The 19,942-nt window shown below is 63.9% G+C and carries 20 protein-coding genes, 1 tRNA gene and 1 other RNA gene; 17 read left to right on the top strand and 5 right to left on the bottom strand.

Annotated features, from left to right (window positions below):
* Positions 1-47: 47 nt before the first annotated feature.
* Together WJW29_RS10125 and WJW29_RS10130 are read left to right on the top strand one after the other, a co-directional pair.
* Positions 48-1,769, top strand: coding sequence for a glycosyltransferase family 39 protein (locus tag WJW29_RS10125; protein ID WP_011257496.1), 1,722 nt, complete (start codon positions 48-50; stop codon positions 1,767-1,769).
* Between the two features lie 164 nt (positions 1,770-1,933).
* Entirely contained in the window at positions 1,934-3,211 is a 1,278-nt protein-coding gene (locus WJW29_RS10130) for an O-antigen ligase (RefSeq protein ID WP_011257497.1), read from the top strand.
* A 197-nt stretch (positions 3,212-3,408) separates the two neighbouring features.
* On the opposite strand, the gene WJW29_RS10135 is transcribed toward WJW29_RS10130, so the two are convergent.
* Complete coding sequence (locus tag WJW29_RS10135; protein WP_011257498.1) at positions 3,409-4,233, bottom strand: glycosyltransferase family 2 protein; 825 nt, start codon at positions 4,231-4,233, stop codon at positions 3,409-3,411.
* Here WJW29_RS10135 and WJW29_RS10140 point away from each other — a divergent pair, their 5' ends adjacent.
* On the top strand, positions 4,234-5,292 hold the full coding sequence (locus WJW29_RS10140) for a UDP-N-acetylglucosamine 2-epimerase (RefSeq protein ID WP_011257499.1): 1,059 nt from the start codon (positions 4,234-4,236) through the stop codon (positions 5,290-5,292).
* Positions 5,293-5,457: 165 nt separating this feature from the next.
* On the opposite strand, the gene WJW29_RS10145 is transcribed toward WJW29_RS10140, so the two are convergent.
* The 3 genes from WJW29_RS10145 to ribA form a co-directional block, all read right to left on the bottom strand.
* On the bottom strand, positions 5,458-6,924 hold the full coding sequence (locus tag WJW29_RS10145; protein WP_011257500.1) for a PH domain-containing protein: 1,467 nt from the start codon (positions 6,922-6,924) through the stop codon (positions 5,458-5,460).
* Positions 6,921-7,424, bottom strand: coding sequence for a PH domain-containing protein (locus WJW29_RS10150; RefSeq protein ID WP_042465436.1), 504 nt, complete (start codon positions 7,422-7,424; stop codon positions 6,921-6,923). Before WJW29_RS10150 ends, WJW29_RS10145 begins: the two co-directional genes overlap by 4 nt.
* Positions 7,425-7,533: 109 nt before the next feature.
* Positions 7,534-8,667 carry a GTP cyclohydrolase II RibA gene (ribA, locus tag WJW29_RS10155; RefSeq protein WP_011257502.1) on the bottom strand — a complete coding sequence of 378 codons (1,134 nt, stop codon included), beginning with the start codon at positions 8,665-8,667 and terminating at the stop codon, positions 7,534-7,536.
* Between the two features lie 242 nt (positions 8,668-8,909).
* Between ribA and WJW29_RS10160 the strand changes: the two genes are divergently transcribed.
* Together WJW29_RS10160 and WJW29_RS10165 are read left to right on the top strand one after the other, a co-directional pair.
* Entirely contained in the window at positions 8,910-9,431 is a 522-nt protein-coding gene (locus WJW29_RS10160; protein ID WP_011407503.1) for a GNAT family N-acetyltransferase, read from the top strand.
* 61 nt (positions 9,432-9,492) lie between these two features.
* Positions 9,493-9,572: non-coding RNA, sX9 sRNA (locus tag WJW29_RS10165), on the top strand.
* Positions 9,573-9,630: 58 nt separating this feature from the next.
* Here the strand turns inward: WJW29_RS10165 and WJW29_RS10170 are convergent.
* Positions 9,631-10,647, bottom strand: coding sequence for a lauroyl acyltransferase (locus tag WJW29_RS10170; RefSeq protein ID WP_011257504.1), 1,017 nt, complete (start codon positions 10,645-10,647; stop codon positions 9,631-9,633).
* On the opposite strand from WJW29_RS10170, the gene dtd reads away from it, so the two are divergent.
* From dtd to WJW29_RS10230, 12 genes are all read left to right on the top strand, one after another.
* Positions 10,646-11,086 carry a D-aminoacyl-tRNA deacylase gene (gene dtd, locus WJW29_RS10175; protein WP_011257505.1) on the top strand — a complete coding sequence of 147 codons (441 nt, stop codon included), beginning with the start codon at positions 10,646-10,648 and terminating at the stop codon, positions 11,084-11,086. The two genes, WJW29_RS10170 and dtd, sit on opposite strands and share 2 nt — an antisense overlap.
* Positions 11,087-11,194: 108 nt before the next feature.
* Positions 11,195-13,069, top strand: a complete 1,875-nt coding sequence (gene rpoD, locus WJW29_RS10180; RefSeq protein WP_011407505.1) for an RNA polymerase sigma factor RpoD — start codon at positions 11,195-11,197, stop codon at positions 13,067-13,069.
* Between the two features lie 192 nt (positions 13,070-13,261).
* The gene (locus tag WJW29_RS10185) at positions 13,262-13,582 is read left to right on the top strand and encodes a hypothetical protein (protein WP_011407506.1); all 321 of its coding nucleotides are present in this window, start codon (positions 13,262-13,264) and stop codon (positions 13,580-13,582) included.
* A 598-nt stretch (positions 13,583-14,180) separates the two neighbouring features.
* Positions 14,181-14,257, top strand: a tRNA-Ile gene (locus WJW29_RS10190).
* 74 nt (positions 14,258-14,331) lie between these two features.
* On the top strand, positions 14,332-15,426 hold the full coding sequence (locus tag WJW29_RS10195; protein ID WP_041181948.1) for a site-specific integrase: 1,095 nt from the start codon (positions 14,332-14,334) through the stop codon (positions 15,424-15,426).
* A gap of 238 nt (positions 15,427-15,664) precedes the next feature.
* Positions 15,665-15,904: a hypothetical protein gene (locus tag WJW29_RS10200; protein WP_025988679.1), complete on the top strand. Its 240-nt coding sequence runs from the start codon at positions 15,665-15,667 to the stop codon at positions 15,902-15,904.
* Positions 15,901-16,752, top strand: coding sequence for a helix-turn-helix domain-containing protein (locus tag WJW29_RS10205; protein ID WP_011257508.1), 852 nt, complete (start codon positions 15,901-15,903; stop codon positions 16,750-16,752). Before WJW29_RS10200 ends, WJW29_RS10205 begins: the two co-directional genes overlap by 4 nt.
* 261 nt (positions 16,753-17,013) lie before the next feature.
* A complete protein-coding gene (locus WJW29_RS10210; protein ID WP_162899400.1) occupies positions 17,014-17,169 on the top strand; it encodes a hypothetical protein in 156 nt (51 codons plus the stop codon).
* 215 nt (positions 17,170-17,384) lie between these two features.
* Entirely contained in the window at positions 17,385-18,104 is a 720-nt protein-coding gene (gene virB5, locus WJW29_RS10215; protein WP_069959713.1) for a P-type DNA transfer protein VirB5, read from the top strand.
* A 13-nt stretch (positions 18,105-18,117) separates the two neighbouring features.
* Positions 18,118-18,597 carry a hypothetical protein gene (locus WJW29_RS10220; protein WP_011257512.1) on the top strand — a complete coding sequence of 160 codons (480 nt, stop codon included), beginning with the start codon at positions 18,118-18,120 and terminating at the stop codon, positions 18,595-18,597.
* A complete protein-coding gene (locus WJW29_RS10225) occupies positions 18,594-18,854 on the top strand; it encodes an EexN family lipoprotein (RefSeq protein WP_041181949.1) in 261 nt (86 codons plus the stop codon). The genes WJW29_RS10220 and WJW29_RS10225 overlap by 4 nt, the downstream gene beginning before the upstream one ends.
* Before the next feature lies 1 nt (position 18,855).
* Positions 18,856-19,941 carry a type IV secretion system protein gene (locus WJW29_RS10230; RefSeq protein ID WP_011257514.1) on the top strand — a complete coding sequence of 362 codons (1,086 nt, stop codon included), beginning with the start codon at positions 18,856-18,858 and terminating at the stop codon, positions 19,939-19,941.
* The last annotated feature ends 1 nt before the right edge of the window (position 19,942 follow it).

Consider the following 19,942-nt stretch of genomic DNA (forward strand, 5'->3'; position numbering starts at 1 on the left):
CGCGCGGCGTCCAGCGCTCCACTCTCCGCCTCCGACTGCCGCCCGACATGCTCAAGAACCGCGCTTCCAACGATGTCTGCTTGCTGGCCATGACCGCCGTGCTGTTGATCGGCGCGGGCTTGGGCTTGCGTGACCCATGGCCGGCGGACGAGCCGCGCTTTGCGCTGGTCGCCAAGCAGATGGTCTTGAGCGGCGACTGGTTGTTCCCGCATCGCGGCAATGAACTGTATTCGGACAAGCCACCGATGCTGATGTGGCTGCAGGCGCTGTTCTACACGCTGCTGGGCAACTGGCGGGTGGCGTTCCTGCTGCCGTCGCTGCTGGCCGCGCTGGGCACGCTGGCCTGCGTCTACGATCTGGGCCGACGCCTGTGGACCCGGCGCGTTGGCCTCTATGCGGCCTGGATGTTGTTGTTCACGCTGCACTTCACCTTTCAGGCCAAGAAGGCACAAATCGACCCGCTGGTGGTGTTCTGGATCACCTTGGCCAATTACGGACTGCTGCGCCATCTGCTGATCGGTCCGGCTTGGCGCTGGTGGACGCTAGGCTGGTTCGCCGCCGGTCTGGGTGTGATCACCAAGGTCGTGGGCATCATCGCGCTGCTGATGCTGATCCCGGCCGGGATGGCCGCGGCGCGCGGCTGGCCGGGTGTGCGCGTGCATGTGCGCGATCGGCGCTTTTGGTTGGGGCCGCTGTTCTTCTTCGTGGCGATCGCGTTGTGGTTCGTGCCGATGATGGTGACCGCGCTCACCGCCGGCCAGCCCGAATACCGTGTGTATCTCAACGACATCCTGCTGCGCCAGACCGCCAAGCGCTATGCCAGCTCCTGGGATCATGCGCAGCCGGTCTGGTACCACCTGCAAAGCATGGCCACGATGTGGCTGCCGACCATCCTGCTGCTGCCGTGGGCGATCCCCGCATGGCGACGCCGGCTCAAGCGGCGCGACCCGCGCTATCTGCTGCCGCTGGTCTGGTGGCTGCTGGTGCTGGTGTTCTTCACCATCCCCAGCGGCAAGCGCGATGTCTACATCCTGCCGGCGCTGCCGATGGTCTGCCTGGCGCTGGCGCCGCTGGTGCCCGGCCTGCTGCGTCGGGCTGGCGTGCAGCGGCTGCTGTTCGGATTCGGGCTCTTGCTGGCAGCGGTGTTCAGCGCGGGTGGTGCGGCGATGCTGATCGGGCATCCGGGCTTCGAGCAGAAGATCATGGACAGCCGCGGGGTGGGCAACGAGGCCACCGACCCGCTGGGCTGGCTGCTGCTCGCGGTAGGGACCTGGGGCATCGCCAGCCTGTTGCTGATGCGCATGCGCCGCTCCGCGTTCGCGGTGGTTTCGTTGCTGGGTGCGTGGTGGGTGGCGTTCGGGCTGGTCTGCTACCCCATCTTCAACGATTCCAGTTCGGCCGGCGCGGTGATGCGCCAGGCCGGGCGCCGCATCGGCCCGGATGCGCAACTCGGGCTGGTGGCATGGAAGGAGCAGAACCTGCTGATGGCCGACCGCCCGGCGCAGACCTTCGGCTTCAAGGTCCCGTGGGAAACGCAATTGCAGCGTGGCGTGGCCTGGCAGGCAGAACAACCTGGCCAGCGCTGGCTGATGGCGCAAGAGACCGCATTGCTGGCCTGCGTGGATCGTAGCCGCAGCCAGTTGGTGGGCGTGGCCAACCGCCGGCGCTGGTGGCTGGTGCCGGCCGACGCGGTGCGCGGCGAGTGCGTGGCCAGCTCCAGCGAGCGCGCGGTGGAAGCAAAGGAGCAGGGCAACCTGGACACCGAATGAGCCGTCGGACCCCACAAGTGCGCGCACGTGGCAGGCGTCATCGGCGCGGAAAGCATGCAACTGCCAGCAGCTGTCTAGCAGGGATTCATGCGTCGCATCGTTAGCTTGGCCGGCGTTGCCGAAGCCCGGCCACTGCGTTGCCTTACTTTTCCACCGATCTCTAGATGAATTCCTTGCCTACCCAACCTGCTTCGCTGTCGCCTTCTGCCCCGACGACCTCGCGGGCAGGCGTACGCATTGCCGAGCTGGGCGCCTTCGCATTGACTGCGCTGGTGGTCAGCATGCCGAGCGGGCTGCTGCCGTTCGGTCTGTGCCTGCTGCTGGGTTCGTTGGTGGGTGGGCGTCACCTGCGGGACGGCATTGCTGCGCGCGACTGGTCGTTGCGCGCAGTGGGCTGGCTGACGGTGGCGGTGATTGCAATATCGTTGCTGTCGATTGCCTTGTTCGAACACGGGCTGCGCGATGTGGGCAACCGCTCGCGCTTCCTGGTGCTGCCATGGGCGGCGCTGTGGGCGTATGCGTTGCAGCCGCGTCAGATATGGCTGTGGCGCGGCGCATTGGTCGGTGTATTCGCGGCCATGTTGATCGCGCTGCTGCAGGTGATGAATGGTGCCGGTCGCGCCGAAGGCTTCACCAACGCCATTGTGTTTGCCGACATCGCGCTGATGTTGTTGGTGGTGGGCGTGTTCTGCCGCCCGGATGGCAACGTGCGTTGGCTGTTGGGCGCGGCGATCGCGACCGTGGTGGTGATCGTGCTGAGCGGCAGCCGTGGGGTGTTGTTGTCACTGCTGGCGACGCTGGGCGTGCTGATCTGGGGTGCGCCTTGGCGTAGCGCACGCGTGCGCTTGCTGACCTTCATCGGCGGCCCGGTGCTGGCGGTGGGTGTCGCACTCAGCGTGCCGGCCCTGACCGACCAGATGCGCCTGGGCGAATTACAGAGCGACCTGCAACGTTATGAAGTGGGCGACACCGATTCGTCGGCTGGTGCACGTATCGAACGCCTGCATGTGGCTTGGGACACCCTGAAGGCGCATCCGTTGACCGGTGTGGGCGTTGGTCGTTTCGACGATGCGATGCACGACCTGCCAGCCTGTGCCGCCGACCCGTCGTTGTTCCGTTGCCAGTTGGGGCACGCGCACAACGATCTGGCCGAATGGAGTGCCACCCAGGGCGTGCCCGGCCTGTTGCTGCTGATCGCCGTCTACGGCGTGCCGCTGTGGGTGTTTGCGCGACTGCATCGGCGCAGCGGGCAGCAGCAGTTTCGCGGCCCGGCGGCGGCCGGGGTGATGCTCGTGATCAGTTATGCCTTGTGCGGGCTGACCCAATCGATGTTCGCGCACCAGGTGGCGGCGAGCTTCTACACGGCCATGGTCGGCGTGCTGGTGGGTCTGGCGGCGCGGCAGGCGCAACAGACCGAGCTGAGTGTGGCGAGCAGCCGGTAGCGGCGGATGATCCATCCGCTGCATGTTGCGCATGCGCGAGCGGCATACGCTTCGAGTGGCTGATCAACGACATGCGCAGAAGCAGAATGTGCAGCCATTGCTGACGCGGCCTGCGTCACTTGGACAGGCCGGTCTCCATGCAGCGTTCGCGCCGTTCGTAGTCGCTGCACGGCCGCGCTCGACGGCTTTATCCGAACTTACTCGCTGCGCTGATCCGTGGCACGTGCTGGGTCCTGCACTGGCTGGTTGTGCTGCAGTAGCCACAACATGATGGTCTTCTGGCGTACGTAGTTGGCGCGCACGTAGGCGTAGATCAGTCCATGCCAGCCATCGCGAAAGCCGCCGCGCAACAGATAGCCGCGCCAGAAGCGCCAGGCCGGTGCCAGCACCAGCTTGCTCCAGGTGGCGCGTTTGCCGCGTGCGTGTTCGTGTTCGGCCATCATCTGCGCGTAGCGCTGGGTTTTGGCCAGTTGCTGCATCAGCGAGCGGTACGGGTAATGGATCAGATCGCCCGCCAGTGTCGCCACGGCGCCATCCACGCTGGCCGCCTCGTGGATCTCGCGCTTGCCGCGCCAGCCGCCGCGGCGACGATCGAACAAGCGCAGCACCCGGTCCGGATATGCATTGCCGTGGCGCAGGAAGCGGCCGAAGTAGTCGGACAGGCGGGCGAAGCGGTAACCGGCAGCAGTGGTGAAGCCGGCATCGCGCGCAGCGATGATCGAGGCGCGCAGGGCATCGCTGACGCGTTCGTCGGCGTCCAGGCACAACACCCAGTCGTGGCTGGCCTGTGCCACGCAGAATGCCTTCTGGCTGCGATAGCCGTCGAAGGCGCGCTGCAGCACGCGCGCGCCGTGTGCGCTGGCGATGGCAGCAGTGGCATCGGTCGAGCCGGAGTCCACCACCACGATCTCGTCGCAGAACGCCAGCGAGGTCAGACAGTTGCGTAGGCGATCGGCCTCGTTGAACGCGATAATGCAGGCACTGATGCGAGGCCGTTCGTTGGGTGCGGTCGAAGAGGACATGTGATGGCCGAGTACCTGCTGTTCGCAACGGAGCGTTACGCGCTGCCTATTCTGGCGCCATTGGCGCAGGCATTACAGGCCTGCGGGCATGCGGTGTCGGCCTGGTTCGAAGGCGGTGCGCGCGGGCTGGCGCTGCCCGGCGTGCGTGAGGTCGGCCTGCGCGATGCGCTGGTGTTGCGCCCGCGGGCGGTCTTCAGCGCGGCTAACTGGGTGCCGCCGTTTGTGTCGGGCGCGAAAGTGCAGCTGTTCCACGGTTTCAATGTGCAAAAGCGCGAAGACAACCGCGGCCATTTCCGCGTGCGGGGTTTGTTCGATCTGTATTGCACGCAAGGCCCGGCCACCACCGCGCCGTTCCGCGCGCTGGCGCAGCGCGAGGGCCATTTTGCGGTGGTGGAAACCGGCTGGCCCAAGCTCGACCCGGTCTTTCGCGACGATGGTGGGCGCAGCGCCGCCCTGCGCGCGCCAGCGAACGGGCGGCCGGTGATCCTGTTCGGCTCCACCTTCACCGAGAGGCTGAGCGCGGGGCCTGCGCTCTTGGATGAAATCGCCGCCGACATCGCGCGCGGTGCGCATTACTGGCTGCTGACCTTGCACCCGAAATGCGCTCCGGCGTTGTTCGATCGCTATCGCGCACTGGCAGGCGCCAACGCACGCTTCATCGAGCCCGAAGAAGTCATGGCGGCGCAGCGTGCGGCCGAGGTATTGCTCTCGGATACCTCATCGATCGTGTCCGAGTTCGTGGTGCAGCACAAACCGGTGGTGACCTTTCGCAACCGCGTGCCGCAGCCGCACATGCTCGACTTCCAACAGGCCGAGCAGTTGCCGCAGCAGCTGGTGCGCGCGCTGGCGCCGGATGCGGCATTGCGCAGCGCACTTGCCAGCTACGCAGATGCGATTCACCCGTATCGCGACGGGCAGTCTTCCGAGCGGGTGATCGCCGCGACCGAAGACTTCATCGCCGGCAAGCTCGGCGGACTGCGCCGCAAACCGCTGGGTGCGGTGTGGCGTGGGTTGCAGATCCGTCGCGAGTTGGGCTACTGGGGACCGGCGCAACGCTGAGCACGATCCGCCGTATCGAGCGCGGGGGTGATGATCGGCGACGCCTTGCCGAACGTGGTCGTCGTCATTGAATTGAGCAGTGCAATCGCTCGCGTTGCCAAAGCCGCTCAGCACCACGGCTGATCGCCGATGTTGAGCAGTGCAACGACTGATCGCTAATGTTGATCACCAGCGCAACTTGCGCCGCGCCAACGCAGCACCGAGTTGCGCCTGCAATGCCGGGCCGGTGGCATTGGCGCCGGCCGTATCCAGCCACAGCGTGGCGGTGCCGGTCAGCCGATCCAGCGGCGAGCGTTGCAGTTGCAACGCCTGCAGCTTGTCCAGCTCGGCCACTCGCCACCAGCGCTTCCACCAGCCACCGCGCACCGCAACGAAGCGCGCATCTACTGCATACGCCATGCGTTGCACCTGGCGCTGCGCCTTGAATGCGCTCCACGGCAGCCACGCCAGCAACCACAAGGCCTGGCTGCCGAACTGCCACGCCAGGCCCGCCACCAGCGGCAGCAGCACCAGCGCCGTTGGCAGACTCAATCGCCACCAGCAATGCGTGGCGATCGACTGCCATTGCGCCGGCGGCCATGCGATACCGGGCAGCAGGCGCTGCAGCAATGCATCGCAGTGCTGCGGGTCGGCAATGGGGGCGAGCTCCTTCAGAGCGCTGCCTTCGTTATCGGCGGTGCCGGCCACTGCGGTGTCCACCCGCAACTGGCGACGACCGAACAGACGGTGCAGCAGGCCTTCGTACAACGTCCACGACTGGATCCGCCGCAATGCCACGCTGCTGCGGATCCGCGTCAGCAGCCCGCGCTCTACGGTGAGGCGGCGCTCGGATTCGCTCAGGTGGAAGCCGTGATACTGCGTCACCGCCAAGGCCACCGACAGCGCGCGCATTGCCAACAAAACAGCCAGCGTGGCAATCGTCACCAGCGTTGCCGTGACCGCGACACCGGGATGGATCTGGCTGACGTAGCGATACGCCAGTTCGCCGTTGTGCTCGACGAAGGTGGACACCGTGCGGCGCGGAATCATCTGGTAGATCACGCCGAAGCTGGCGGCCACCACCACCATGCCACGATTGGAGATCAGCCCCAGCCGGATCACCTCGGCCATCGGCAGGCGCAATAAGCTGCCGCTGTCTTCGTCGATCTGCGGCGCGGTGGCGTCTGCGCCCGTCGCTCGGCGACGGATCAGATCTTCCAGCGCCAGCGCCTGATCCAAACGCAGCACGCGCATCTCCGCTTCCGGCTTGTGGCCGCCGGCCGATTCCAGGCGGACCTCGGCCACGCCGGCCAGGCGGTGCAGCAGCGATTGATGCACCACCACGTTATGGATGCGCGCAAACGGAATATCGCGTCGGCAGCGTTCCAGCAGACCACTGCCAATCGCCACGCCATCGCTGCCGATCCGGTAGCGGTAGGTGACGTAGCGCAGCACCGAAATCGCCACCAGCACCGCAACCACCACCCCGGTGGCGATCTGGTCGGCAAAATCGCTCCTGCCCTCGCGGCTGCCGAACAGGACCAGCGCGGCGAGCGGAATCAGGAACTGACGGATCTGTTGCAGCAACACGAACACCCACGACAACGGATGCAGGCGCTGCTCGTCGTTGCCGGGGTGCTCGATGGCGCTCATAGCGCGTCGTCGTCGTGATCGAGCTGGCGGGCCAGGCGATCACGCAGGCGTTCGGCATCGTCCTGATCCAGCCCAGACAGCGCCACGGCATTGAGGCGGCTGCCGGCGGTATGCACCACCAGCGTGGTCAGGCGGGTAGCGCGTTCGATCGGCCCGCGGCGCAGGTCCACGTGCTGCACGCGCGAGATCGGAACGCGCGTATCGCTTTGCCACAGATGTCCCCGCTGTAGCGCCAGACCATGCTGATCGAGCTTCCAGTGCGTCAGTCGGTGCCGTTTGACTGCAAACCAGGCGCCGAGCAGGGCGATGAGCGCAGTTACGCCCAGCACCGCCGGCCACTGATGCCAGGCGTGCAGCCAGGCAACCGTGACGCCGCCTGCGATCAGGCCCGCACATCCGCCGCCGAGCGTGCCGTTGACCGCCGCCACATACGCACCGCGTCGCGGCAGCGACTGCCACTGGCTCGCGGCTGGCGGTTCTGCCGAATCAGGCTCGACGATGACAGCGGGGTGCGGCGGTGGAGCGTCGTGCACGAGGTTAGCCTGCAGAAGCGGTTCGCAAGCATAGCTGGCCGCCGAGCCGACCACAGGCACACTCGCGCCGGACGCGCTACTGCGCGGCCAGGATCAACGCATCCACATCCAGCGCATGGCCTGCGCGTGCGGCCTTGGTGCGCAGGTACTGCTCGTTTTCCGCGGTGATGTCGCCGGTGATTGCGATGCGGTCTTCGACCGCAATACCTGCCGCGCGCAGGCGCTCGGCCTTGGCCGGGTTATTGGTCAACAGCCGGATCCGGCCAATGCCCAGCCCTTGCAGCATCGCCACCGCACTGCCGTAGCGGCGCTCGTCCGGGCCGAAGCCCAGCTGCGCGTCGGCATCGATCGTGTCCAGGCCAGCATGCTGATAGCCGTAGGCGCGCATCTTGGCGGCGATGCCGGTGCCGCGGCCTTCCTGATCCAGGTACAGCAGCACACCGCCGCCGAGTTCTTTCAGCTTGGCCAGGCCGTGTCGCAGCTGGTCGCCGCAATCGCATTTGAGCGAGCCGAACAGGTCGCCGGTCAGGCACGACGAATGCACACGCACCGGCACGGCACTCATGAGGTCCGGCTGGCCGACCAAGATGGCCAGCTGGTCGCGCTGCGCCACGCCGCCGCGGAACACCACGAATTCGCTCATGCCCAGGCCGCGTAACGGCACCGGGGTGCGGGTCACCAACTCGTAGCCGGCGGCCGCGGACGTGGCGCAGCCGCGGCTCAAATCGCCCAGTGCCAGCGACTGGCAGCCGGCGAACGCGGCATGGTCGTGCACATCGCGCAGTTCCACCGCCAGCAGTGCCGGCAGCAGTAGGCCAAGCCGTGCGATCTCCACGCCACCGGCATCCAGCGCATCGCCGGCCGTCCACTGCGTGGGCACCGTTGTGTCGCGCAGGTAGGCCAGCGCGGCGATCTGGTCGTAGCTGTGATCGCTCAAGCGCACGCGCGCGCCCTGCGGCGCGCGCAAGCCCAGCACCTGGGCGCGGGTGGGCGTCACGAACAGATAGTGGCGGGCCTGCGCGGCGCGGGCGAAGGCGGTGTGCGACTGCGCCGTGCTGCTATCCAGTGCCAGCACCGCACGCGCCTGCCCATCTGCCGCCGTCAGCAGCACCGGGCGCCCGGCACGCAGCTCGGAGGCGGCGCGCTCGCAGCGGATGGCCGCCGGGTCGCCGAAGCTCTGCGCGCTGGGGGAGGGGATGGGCCTGCTCATTCACGACTCCAAATGGGGGCTGCCACGGCCGCTTCAAGGCGGACGCCGCCGCGGTCACTGCATGATGGCGTCTGCCCATTGTCGCGCGCCTGGCAACAGGCAGTCGCCACGACCGGGTAGAACGCTGCATCCAGCCGCTGCCGATTGAGTGGTGCGGCATGTGCCGATTGGTTGCCCGTGTCCCGCGTCGTTCAGCGCCTGGCAATGCTTTAATCGGGCGACCTCCACGTTTATCGGGCCCCATGCACATTGTCGATTGCAGTCAAGCGCGCCACGCCAGCGCCATTCTGGACATCTTCAACGAAGCCATCGCCACTTCCAATGCGCTGTACGACTACCGGCCACGGCCGCCGGAGAGCATGGTCGGCTGGTTCGCCACCAAACAGGCGGGCGGCTTTCCGGTGATTGGCGTGGAGGACGCCGACGGCACCCTGATGGGCTTTGCCAGCTACGGCACCTTTCGCGCCTGGCCGGCGTTCAAGTACAGCGTCGAGCATTCGATCTACGTGCACTGCGATCATCGCGGCAAGGGTCTGGGGCGCTTGTTGCTGCAAGCCTTGATCGCAGCGGCGCAAGCGCGCGGCGTGCATGTGCTGGTGGGCGGCATCGATGCCAGCAACCAGGCCAGCATCGCCTTGCACGAACAGTTCGGCTTCACCCATGCCGGCACCGTGCGCGAGGCCGGTTTCAAGTTCGGGCGCTGGCTGGACCTGGCGTTTTATCAACGCATTCTGGCCACGCCTGCGGATCCGCACGACGACTAGGTGCGGTTACCAAGACGACTGCGCAGGTGCCAGGCGGGCGCGGCCGGTGCTCGGAATCGGCATGTACCGCTCGTACACTGCGGTTCTGAGCGCGCCGTGCGCACCTACTTGACGACTGCTCGTGACGCCTGGGTCGCATCCCCAACTGCGTTTGAACCAACAGGCAGGGCGGAGCAACGAGGCCGCTGTGGCGCTGCACTCAATGCGGATGCCGCTCGGTCGCATACGGGTTGGCCTCGCCGCTGCCCGGCGGGCGCAGGGTGTAGCGCTTGTAAGTCCACTGGTATTGCGCCGGGTCGCGCCGGGCGATCTGTTCGATGCCGGCGTTGAGCGCGCTGGCTGCGCGTACCGGATCCGCATCGGCCACCGCGGGGTCGGCCGGTTGCACATGCAGCGCGAATTGCAGGTCGTCGCCAGCGCGTTCGCACCAGCCGTACAGCACGATCGCCCCGGTCCGCTCGGCCAGCCGGTTGACCAAGGTCATGGTCAAGGCCGGAATGCCGAAGAACGGCGCGAACACGCCATCGCCCATCTTCGGTTGCTGGTCGGGCAGGATGCCGACCGCGCCGCCGTCCTTGAGCACCTTGAACAACTGCCGCACCGCCGGGCCTTCGGCACGCACCTGGCGCACGTTGTCGCCGCCGCGCGCCAGGTGCAGGAAACCGTCCACCGCCTCGGACTCCGGCGGCCGGTAGACAATCGCGATGGGCCCACGCTCGGACAGCCACTGGTTGAGCAGTTCCCAGTTGCCGAAATGCGGCGCCGCCACGATGACTCCACGCCCGGAGGCCAGTGCGGCGTCGTAGAGCTCCTGGCCGTTGCGCTGCAGGCGGGCCAGATTCTCCGCTGGCGGGTGGGTCCAGGTGCGCAGCACTTCCAGCGTCTGCCGCGCGGTCGATTGCAGGATCTTGGCGTGCAACTGCGCGCGCTGCTCGGCGCTCAATTCCGGATACGCCAGTTCCAGATTGCGGCGCGCCACGCGTGATTCGCGTGCATTGAGCTTGCGCCAGCTCCAGGCCAGCCTGTCGGCCAGGCGCTTGAGCAGCGGCCACGGCAGGCGGCCCACGGTGGCGGCGGTGGCGTACAACAGGCGAGCGCGAACGTCAGGTGTCATTCGCGCAATTCTAAACAGCGCGGCCGGCGAAGACCCGCGCGTGACAGTGCCGGCAGCGCTGGGCATGCTGCGCGGAACAGTTTGCTGCCAGAGAATGCCCATGCTTGCACTGATCCAGCGCGTCACCCGCGCCAGCGTCACGGTCGATGACCGGATCGTCGGGCAGATCGGCCCCGGGCTGCTGGCGCTGATCGGCGTGGAGCCCGGCGACCGCGACGCGCAAACCCGGCGCCTGGCCGAGCGCCTGCTCAGCTACCGCGTCTTCAGCGACGACGCCGGCAAGATGAATCGCTCACTCACCGACACCAACGGCGGCCTGCTGCTGGTGAGCCAGTTCACCCTGGCCGCGGACACCAGCTCTGGCAACCGCCCAGGCTTCAGCACCGCGGCACCGCCCGAAGAGGCTGAACGGGCGTTCAATCAATTGGTGGACATTTGTCGCGAAAAACATCGCGGCGGGGTGGAAACGGGGCGCTTCGGTGCCCATATGGTTGTCGACCTGGTCAACGATGGCCCGGTGACCTTTCTTCTCAGACCCTAGAGACACTACGTCCACCAGCGGTCCCGTCTTGAATCCGGCAGACCGGGCTTCACGCTGGTATAATGATAGGTTCTCTTTCCAATCTCAAAGCCGGTGGCGCGAGCACTCATGGCCAACGAACGTCCTGCCCAGCAATCCGACATCAAGCTACTGATCAGCAAGGGCCTGGAACAGGGCTATCTGACCTACGCCGAAGTCAATGACCATCTGCCCGACGACCTCGTCGACCCGGAGCAGATCGAAGACATCATCAGCATGATCAACGGCATGGGCATCGATGTCCATGAAGTTGCACCCGATGCCGAAACCCTCTTGCTCAACGATGGCAACACCGGCAACCGCGAGGTTGACGACACCGCCGCCGAAGAAGCTGCCGCCGCGCTGACCGCGCTCGACACCGAAGGTGGCCGCACCACCGACCCGGTGCGCATGTACATGCGCGAAATGGGCACCGTCGAGCTGCTGACCCGCGAAGGCGAAATCGCCATCGCCAAGCGCATCGAAGAAGGCCTGAGCCAGGTCCAGGCAGCATTGGGCGTGTTCCCGCTGTCGACCGAAATGCTGCTGGCCGATTACGAAGCGCACAAGGAAGGCAAGAAGCGTCTGGCCGAGATCGTGGTCGGCTTCAACGACCTGATCGAAGAAGCCGACGCCGCCGCCGCCGCGCTGGCTGCCGCTGGTCCCGTCGCTGTCGACGAGGATGCGCTGGATGAAGACGACGACGAAGACGGCGATGACGCCGCCGCCGAAGAAGAGGTCGGCCCGACCGGTCCGGACCCGGTTGAAGTCGCCACGCGCATGCAGAACCTGGCCAACGAATACGCCAAGTTCAAGAAGGTCTATGCCAAGAACGGCGCCGAGCACAAGCTGGTGGTCAAGGCGCGCGAAGACATGGCCGCCATCTTCACCACGCTCAAGCTGCCGCTGCCGCTGACCGACGCGCTGGTCACCCAGCTGCGTGGCGTGGTCAACGGCATCAAGGACCACGAGCGCAAGGTGCTGCACCTGGCCACCACCGTGGCCCGCATGCCGCGCAAGGATTTCATCCGCTCCTGGGAAGGCAATCAGACCAACCTAGAATGGGTGGAAGATGCACTCAAGCGCAAGCAGAAGTGGTCGTCGGCGCTGCGCGACGTCAAGGATCAGATCATCTCCGAGCAGCAGGGCTCGATGGAGATGGAAAAGGCCAGCTATCTGACGCTGGGCGAGATCAAAGAGATCAGCCGTGCGATGGCCTATGGCGAAGCCAAGGCGCGCAAGGCCAAGAAGGAAATGGTCGAAGCCAACCTGCGTCTGGTGATCTCGATTGCCAAGAAGTACACCAACCGCGGCCTGCAGTTCCTCGACCTGATCCAGGAAGGCAACATCGGCCTGATGAAGGCCGTGGACAAGTTCGAATACCGTCGCGGTTACAAGTTCTCGACGTATGCAACGTGGTGGATCCGTCAGGCCATCACCCGTTCGATCGCCGATCAGGCGCGCACCATCCGTATCCCGGTGCACATGATCGAAACGATCAACAAGCTGAACCGCATTTCCCGCCAGATGCTCCAGCAGTTTGGCCGCGAGGCGACGCCGGAGGAATTGGCCAAGGAAATGGACATGCCCGAGGACAAGATTCGCAAGGTGATGAAAATCGCCAAGGAGCCGATCTCGATGGAAACCCCGATCGGCGACGACGAGGATTCGCATCTGGGCGACTTCATCGAGGACACCAATGTGGAGTCCCCGATCGACAACACCACCAACATCAATCTCTCCGAGACGGTGCGTGACGTGTTGGCCGGCCTCACCCCGCGCGAGGCCAAGGTGCTGCGCATGCGCTTCGGTATCGATATGAACACCGATCACACGTTGGAAGAGGTCGGTAAGCAGTTCGATGTCACCCGCGAGCGGATTCGTCAGATAGAGGCCAAGGCATTGCGCAAGCTGCGTCACCCGAGCCGCTCGGAACAGCTGCGCTCGTTCCTGGATATCGACTGATACCTCAGTCGTACCCGTGCAGTGATCACAAAGCAGCCCCGCTCATGCGGGGCTGTTGTGTTGTGGCCCAGGCAGTTGGCTATGCTTGGCCCTAGGCTGCAGCGGCGTGCAATGCACCGCGAACCGGTGAGGTGGGCATCGAGGCGTTCACGCAATGGAGACGAAGCCACACGGTCACGCAACATTAAACAGATGTTTCTGCAAACCTCACGTCACGTTCTGACCACGACTTCTACGTTGGCGGACGAATGGAAACGGGATCGTCTTATGAGTAGGCAACGCCGCTTCGAAACCACCACGTACCACGAGCACGAGATCCGCGTACGCGTCGAGCAGGCTTCCCCGGATGCCAACTGGACGCTATGGGTGGACGTGTACGCGCTCGGCGGTAGGCGTCAGCCACGCATCGCCGGTCGCGGGCCGGGCTATGAGACGTATCAGGAGGCCATCGCGCACGGATTTCGTGCGGGTCGCCAGCTGGTCGATGGGCAGTTCGAGACGACGGATGCCTGAGACACGGGGATTGGGGATGGGTGATTCGGGATTGCTAGGTTCTGCTGGCTGTTTCTAGGCCGCGTTTCCCAACGTCACCCGCGCGTTACCGCGATCATCGTGCCCGCCACAGTGTAGTGAGTGCCATGATTGCGCCAACGGCTCCCAGCGGTCACGCACACATGGCGCTGCTGGCGCTGTGATCGACCGTTGACCAGGCCAGCTTCGGCATCGCCAAGCTCCACTCCGTGCTGCAATCTGCTCGGGTGCACCGGTCGGTAAAAGGCGTCTGCAGAGCGGCGGCGAGACGGAACTCTGAAATCTGATACGCAACGCTCAGCCACCGCTGGGCTTTTTTGTCGTGGGTGCCGATGCACGAGCGCGCGGTCAAGCATGGATCGCTGCGCGCACCGGCCGCCTAGCAGACAGGGTGACGCGCAGACAGGTAAACTTTCGCGTCCGCTGCACGGCCCGACATGCTCGCCATCTCGCTGCCAGACATACGGGCCTATAGCTCAACGGTTAGAGCAGAGGACTCATAATCCACTGATCGAGGCCAGATCGGCGAGGCAGAATTGAGCGGGGTGGCCACCCTTCCGCCCCATCAAAAAAGCAAAAAGGGCCTATAGCTCAATTGGTTAGAGCAGCGGACTCATAATCCGTTGGTTGCAGGTTCAAGTCCTGCTGGGCCCACCATCTTTGCTTGCGCTGGCGCGTCGGTACAGTTTCGGTACAGTGGCGGTACACGAGCCCTGTTCTGGAGCAACCGAATGGCGACCATCGTCAAGACACCCTCAGGCACGTGGAAAGCGCTCGTCCGCAAGACGGGATGGCCGGCCACAGCCAAGACCTTCCGCACCAAACGCGACGCCGAGGATTGGGCGCGGCGCACCGAAGACGAAATGGTGCGCGGCGTCTATATCCAACGTGCGCCGTCCGAGCGCATGACCATCGAGGACGCGCTCAAGCGCTATCTATCCGAAATCTCACCAACCAAGCGCCCGGCATCGGCCGACAGCGACGCGAGACACGCGAAGCCGCTGATGCAGAACCTGGGCAAGTATTCGCTGGCCGCACTGACACCGGAGCTGATCGCCAAGTACCGCGACGACCGGCTCGCTGGCCTGGATCGCAAGGACGCCAAGGGCAAGCCTGCCCCCAAGCCCCGTTCGCCCAACACGGTACGTCTCGATCTCGCATTGCTCGGCCACCTGTTCAACGTGGCGATCAAGGAATGGGGGATCGGCCTGACCTACAACCCCGTGCAAAGCATTCGCCGTCCAGCGCCAAGCCCTGGGCGGGATCGACGGCTCACGCGAGAAGAAGAAACCCGCCTGATGGCGGCGGTCGATGCTCACTCGAACCCAATGCTCGGCTGGATCGTGCGCATCGCGCTCGAAACAGGAATGCGTTCTTCGGAGATCACAGGCTTGCGCCGGAACCAGGTCGATCTTGACCGGCGCGTGGTGCGTCTCCAGGAAACGAAAAACACGATGTCGCGTACCGTTCCTCTGACGGTCGAGGCAACCCGGCTGTTTCGTGAAGCGCTGAACAATCCGGTGCGCCCCATTGATACCAACCTGATCTTTTTCGGTGAGCCTGGACGTGACAACAAGCGCCGGGCTTACCAGTTCAATCCGATCTGGACGCGCATCAAGAAGGATGCCGGCGTGCCGGACTTTCGCTTTCACGATCTGCGCCACGAAGCCGTCAGCCGTTTTGTGGAAGCAGGCTTGTCCGATCAGGAGGTCGCGGCCATCAGCGGCCACAAGTCGATGCAGATGCTCAAGCGCTACACCCATCTGCGCGCGGAGGATTTAGTGGGCAAGCTCGATCAGGTGGTGAAAAAGACAGGAAATCCATGAATTATTTCAATGAATTTTCTTATTTCCATAGCTGACGCAATTATTTGATTTGAAAAGATATTTTTCTATCCGCGAAATGCTCGACGCCAAGATACCTTATTTTGGTAATCGAGGATGGTGCATTTTGGTATGGTGAGATAGTTGATTTTGGCTTTAAAAATCAATGACTTAAATTTGACCAATAGCCATATCAGTCAAAAAATACGCCCATCTACTCATTATTTCGGTGGATGTATTGATGACAACGGAAGAATATCTACTTCAACGGTATGGCCCACTCATGAGTCTTGGCGACGTGGCGGGGTTGCTCGGTCGCTCGCCAGACGGTATCCGGGTTGCGCTGTACTCGGATACTGATGTCGCCCGCAAGCTCAAGCCCACGATGCTGCGGGTTGGCCGGCGCGTCTACTTCCGCACTCTCCAAGTCAAGGACGCGCTCGCACTCGATAGCAGTGCGCAAGGAGCGCTGGCGCGATGAGCATCAAGGCGATGAACTGGGCGTGGGAGCAGCGGCTACCACCCAATTCAAAGCTGATCCTGATGGCCTTGGCTGATTCGGCCGATGAGATCGGGAAGTGCTGGCCGCGCGTGCGGCTCATCGCCGAAAAGTGCTGTGCGTCTGAGCGAACGGTGCAGCGCGTTTTGAAAGAGCTGGAAGAACGCGGCTTCCTTCATATCGAGCGCAGATTTCGAGGCGACGGAGGGCAATCCTCGAATGCCTATTACCTGTGCCTCGAATCACCCCCCGTCAATTTGTCATCCCCATCTCTCACCCCCTCCGACAAGTTGTCACCGGGGGGCGACGCGGCCGTCACTCCCCCGGTGACACGACAGACATCCCAGGGCGACAGAACTGTGTCACCCCATGAACCACCAACCAGAACCATCAATAAATCGTCACTACAACTACCGGCGAAAGTTATCCACACGCCGCCCCCTTCGCCCGTACCGGGCGAGGCGGAGAAAGGCGCCTGCGGCGCATTGGTGTGGCCTTCACGCCTGAATGAGCGGGAGCGCAGTGCCATCGCCTCCATGGTGAGTGGCCTTGATGCCAACGATGCACAGATGCTCCTGGACGAACTCGCCGGGGTAATGGCAACGCAGAGCATCAAGACCAGCCCGGAACGCTGGTTTCGCGCGGTTCTGGATCGCTTTCATCAAGGACGTTTCGCACCGTCGGCCGGTCTTGCCGCGAAGGAAAAGAGATTGCGGATTCAGAGCACACCAGCCGAGACACCAGTTCAGACAGCTTCGCCCGAGGTCATTCGTCATCACTTGGAGCGCATCCAGACCATGCTGGGCAGAAAGGGGGCCACCGTCGAATGACTACCCGGCCGCAGAGCCGCCGCCCGACTGCGACCTTGCGCTATGGAGACCTGGATGCTTACTGCGACAGCTTGGAGCGAACGGGGCTCGTGCGCGTGATCCTGAAAGCGAATCGGCGGCATGGATACGCCTTGAGCGTGGAGAACGCCGGAGACTTTCGGCGCGTTGTTGATGGCCACGGACGTCAACTCTGGTTCAGAACCGTGGATCAAGCCTTGGAGGAGCTTGCGAATATTCCGTATTTGAGCGAAGAATTCAGTATTGATCGAACCGATTGGTAAATCGGCCGGGTTGTCCCCGGTCACCGTATCCCCCAAGGGGGACGCTTGTTTGCCCCAAGAGCGCTTCGGCGTACCGGGCTGCCGGCCTGAAAAGAAGGGCCTGATGATCGGGGAAGGCATCAAGATGCCGATCTGACCCGCCGAAAGTGGCGTGACCGTGGGAACCGGAAAAGACGGCCCTGACGACGCGGAAAGACCGTTGTGACTAGCCCGAAGCCCGTGCAACGCGGGCAGGGTGCCGCCCCAAGTAATGCGGGGCTGACTGCCGGGAACAGTAGCTCGAAAGAGCCGGCGGACAGGTCGGAAAGACGACCAGCGTCCCCTCCTTCTCACCGAAAAGGAGTGGCAAACATGCAATCTCTCAAAACCTTAGCGGTAATCACCGTAGCTTGCTCAGTTTTCCTGAGCAATTCCACATACGCGCAGATTCCGGTCACTGACGGCGCTTCCATTGCGCAGCAGGTCGCCGCCCAGGTCGAAACCATCGCCAAGTGGAAGATGCAGTACGACCAGATGACCAGCCAAATCAACCAGATGAAGCAGCAATACGAGTCGCTGACCGGCTCGCGGAACCTCGGGCAAATCCTGAATAACGCGGCCCTGCGCGACTACCTGCCGAACGACTGGCAAGGCGTCTATGACGCCGTGAAGTCGGGCGGCTATTCCGGCCTGAGCGGCCGGGCGCTGTCAATCTATGAGGGCAACAAGGCTTTCGATGCCTGCGCGCATTTCAAGGTCGCAGACCAGCGGACGGCGTGCGAAGCCCAGGCCGTCAAGGGTGCCCAGGACAAGGCTTTTGCCCTGGATGCCTACGACAAGGCGAAGTCGCGGCTAACCCAAATCGACCAGCTCATGGCGAAGATCAACGACACGCCCGATCCGAAGGCCATCGCCGAGCTGCAAGGCCGGATCGCCGTCGAACAGGCGATGATCCAGAACGAGCAAACGAAGCTCCAGATGTATCAGATGGTCGCGGCGGCCGAAGATCGTTTGCAGGAGCAGCGGCAACGCGAACTGAACGCCAAGGCAGGCGCACGGCGCGGCTGGATTCAGCCCCAGGTCACGAATTGAGGGGGACACGACCATGATTTCCTATTTTCATGCTCCCCTGGTGGCGCTCTGCTTCTTCATCCTGCTGGCAATGTGGCGCTTCTGGTCGTGCATTGACCGCATGGGCTTCATGCGCGAGGTTAGCCGGCGCGCGCCCTCGATGTTGCACGGTGATCTTGTCGCCGGCATCCTGGCTTTCATGCCCTTCCTGCTCGCACTGGTCGATTGGGCAGGTATCACGCTACCGCGCCAGGACGGCCCCATTTCGCCGTATGCGTCGGTGTTCCTCTCCCTGGGTTGCCTGCTCGGGTGCATGTTCATGCTGCGCCAGTCCGGCGAACGCTTCGCGGGCCATTGGGCCGGCACGCGGGAAAGCGCCCTGCGCACGGTCGCGGCGCTGCGCATCATCGACGCGGCCGAGCTGGCCCACGCCCTGGACGTGGCGCAGCAACACGAAGCCCGCCAAGGCTCCGGCCGTGTCATCGACGCGGAAACGCGCGAGGTGCGCAAATGAAAAAGCTCGCCCTCTCCCTAGTTGTCGCGGCCGTCCTGGCCGGCTGCGGCGAGAACACGCCCGTTCAAACGGTCGATTGGTACAAGGCCCATGACGCGGAACGAAAGGACATGATCGCCAAGTGCAAGAGCAACCCCGGCGAACTGGCAGCCTCTCCCAACTGCATCAACGCGCAGCAGGCGCAGAACGAAAAAGACCTGTCGCGGCGTGGCTACTTGAAGCTGCCGCCGGTCGATCTCAATAAGAGGGGGGAATGACATGGACCCGATGATTTTTCAGTTCATAGGCCAGTACCTCGACGCGGCGCTGAATCCGTTCATCACCGGAACCGTGGGTGAGGTCATTTCGACCTTCACCCTGTTTTTCATCGGCGGGGCCACCATCCACCTGACGCTGATGGGCTACGCCATCGGTTGGGGGTATGTCGAACTGCCCTTCTCCACGTTCATGAAAACGTGCGTCAAGTACCTGTTCATCGGTGCCCTGGCGCTGAACGCTGCAACCTACTCGGATTGGGTCGTCGGTAGCATCCAGTCGCTGGAAACCGGCTTTACATCGGCCTTTGCCGGGACGGGGGACGGGTCAAGTCCCACGTCGGTTTACTCGGTCGTGGATGCGGCGCTCGGCAAGGGATGGGGGATCGCTGCCGACCTTTGGGAAAAGGCCGGAAATCGAGGCATAACCGAGATGGGCACGATGTTTGGTGAATACATCAATGCCACCATCATCGCCGTTGCAACGGGCCTGATTGGCGTGCCGGCCGGCGGCATGATCGTTGTGGCGAAAGCCGCCCTGACGATCATGCTCGGCATCGGCCCGGTGTTCGTTGCGCTGCTGCTCTGGCCTGCCACGTCGAAGTTCTTCGATAGCTGGTTCGGGCAGGTGATGACCTACATCCTGCGCATCGCCCTGGTGGCGGCCGTCATGGGGTTGGCCTTCAAGGGCTTTGACGCGGTGATAAACAGCGTCGATCTGGACAGCGACCAAAACACGCTATTCACGTCCCTGGTGCTGATTACCTTCACGTTGGTTATGTTCTGGCTCCTGGCCGAAGCAAACAACGTCGCCGGCCAGCTCGCGGGTGGCATCAGTAGTGCAGCCGTGACATTGCGCGGCATGGCTCAAGGCGCTATGGCTCCGGCCAGTACGGCGGTAAGAATCATCAATCCGACCTCAACCCGCCTTGACCCGCGCACCGGGCACCAAACCACATCCAGCCGCCTTGAGCACCTTGCGATGGGTCGCAGTGTCTTTGCCAAGAATCCAGCCTATCGGGACGGCCTGAAGGAACGGTTGCAACAAGCCTGGAGCAAGCCCGATGGCGGAACCATGAAAAAGGGATAAC

The organism is Xanthomonas sp. JL1 (assembly GCF_038405005.1).

Coding starts and splice junctions, on each gene's coding strand:
- WJW29_RS10125 (WP_011257496.1), top strand. CDS start 48: ATGCTCAAGAACCGCGCTTCCAACGATGTCTGCTTGCTGGCCATGACC.
- WJW29_RS10130 (WP_011257497.1), top strand. CDS start 1,934: ATGAATTCCTTGCCTACCCAACCTGCTTCGCTGTCGCCTTCTGCCCCG.
- WJW29_RS10135 (WP_011257498.1), bottom strand. CDS start 4,233: ATGTCCTCTTCGACCGCACCCAACGAACGGCCTCGCATCAGTGCCTGC.
- WJW29_RS10145 (WP_011257500.1), bottom strand. CDS start 6,924: ATGAGCGCCATCGAGCACCCCGGCAACGACGAGCAGCGCCTGCATCCG.
- ribA (WP_011257502.1), bottom strand. CDS start 8,667: ATGAGCAGGCCCATCCCCTCCCCCAGCGCGCAGAGCTTCGGCGACCCG.
- WJW29_RS10160 (WP_011407503.1), top strand. CDS start 8,910: ATGCACATTGTCGATTGCAGTCAAGCGCGCCACGCCAGCGCCATTCTG.
- dtd (WP_011257505.1), top strand. CDS start 10,646: ATGCTTGCACTGATCCAGCGCGTCACCCGCGCCAGCGTCACGGTCGAT.
- WJW29_RS10170 (WP_011257504.1), bottom strand. CDS start 10,647: ATGGGCATTCTCTGGCAGCAAACTGTTCCGCGCAGCATGCCCAGCGCT.
- rpoD (WP_011407505.1), top strand. CDS start 11,195: ATGGCCAACGAACGTCCTGCCCAGCAATCCGACATCAAGCTACTGATC.
- WJW29_RS10185 (WP_011407506.1), top strand. CDS start 13,262: ATGTTTCTGCAAACCTCACGTCACGTTCTGACCACGACTTCTACGTTG.
- WJW29_RS10195 (WP_041181948.1), top strand. CDS start 14,332: ATGGCGACCATCGTCAAGACACCCTCAGGCACGTGGAAAGCGCTCGTC.
- WJW29_RS10200 (WP_025988679.1), top strand. CDS start 15,665: ATGACAACGGAAGAATATCTACTTCAACGGTATGGCCCACTCATGAGT.
- WJW29_RS10205 (WP_011257508.1), top strand. CDS start 15,901: ATGAGCATCAAGGCGATGAACTGGGCGTGGGAGCAGCGGCTACCACCC.
- virB5 (WP_069959713.1), top strand. CDS start 17,385: ATGCAATCTCTCAAAACCTTAGCGGTAATCACCGTAGCTTGCTCAGTT.
- WJW29_RS10220 (WP_011257512.1), top strand. CDS start 18,118: ATGATTTCCTATTTTCATGCTCCCCTGGTGGCGCTCTGCTTCTTCATC.
- WJW29_RS10225 (WP_041181949.1), top strand. CDS start 18,594: ATGAAAAAGCTCGCCCTCTCCCTAGTTGTCGCGGCCGTCCTGGCCGGC.
- WJW29_RS10230 (WP_011257514.1), top strand. CDS start 18,856: ATGGACCCGATGATTTTTCAGTTCATAGGCCAGTACCTCGACGCGGCG.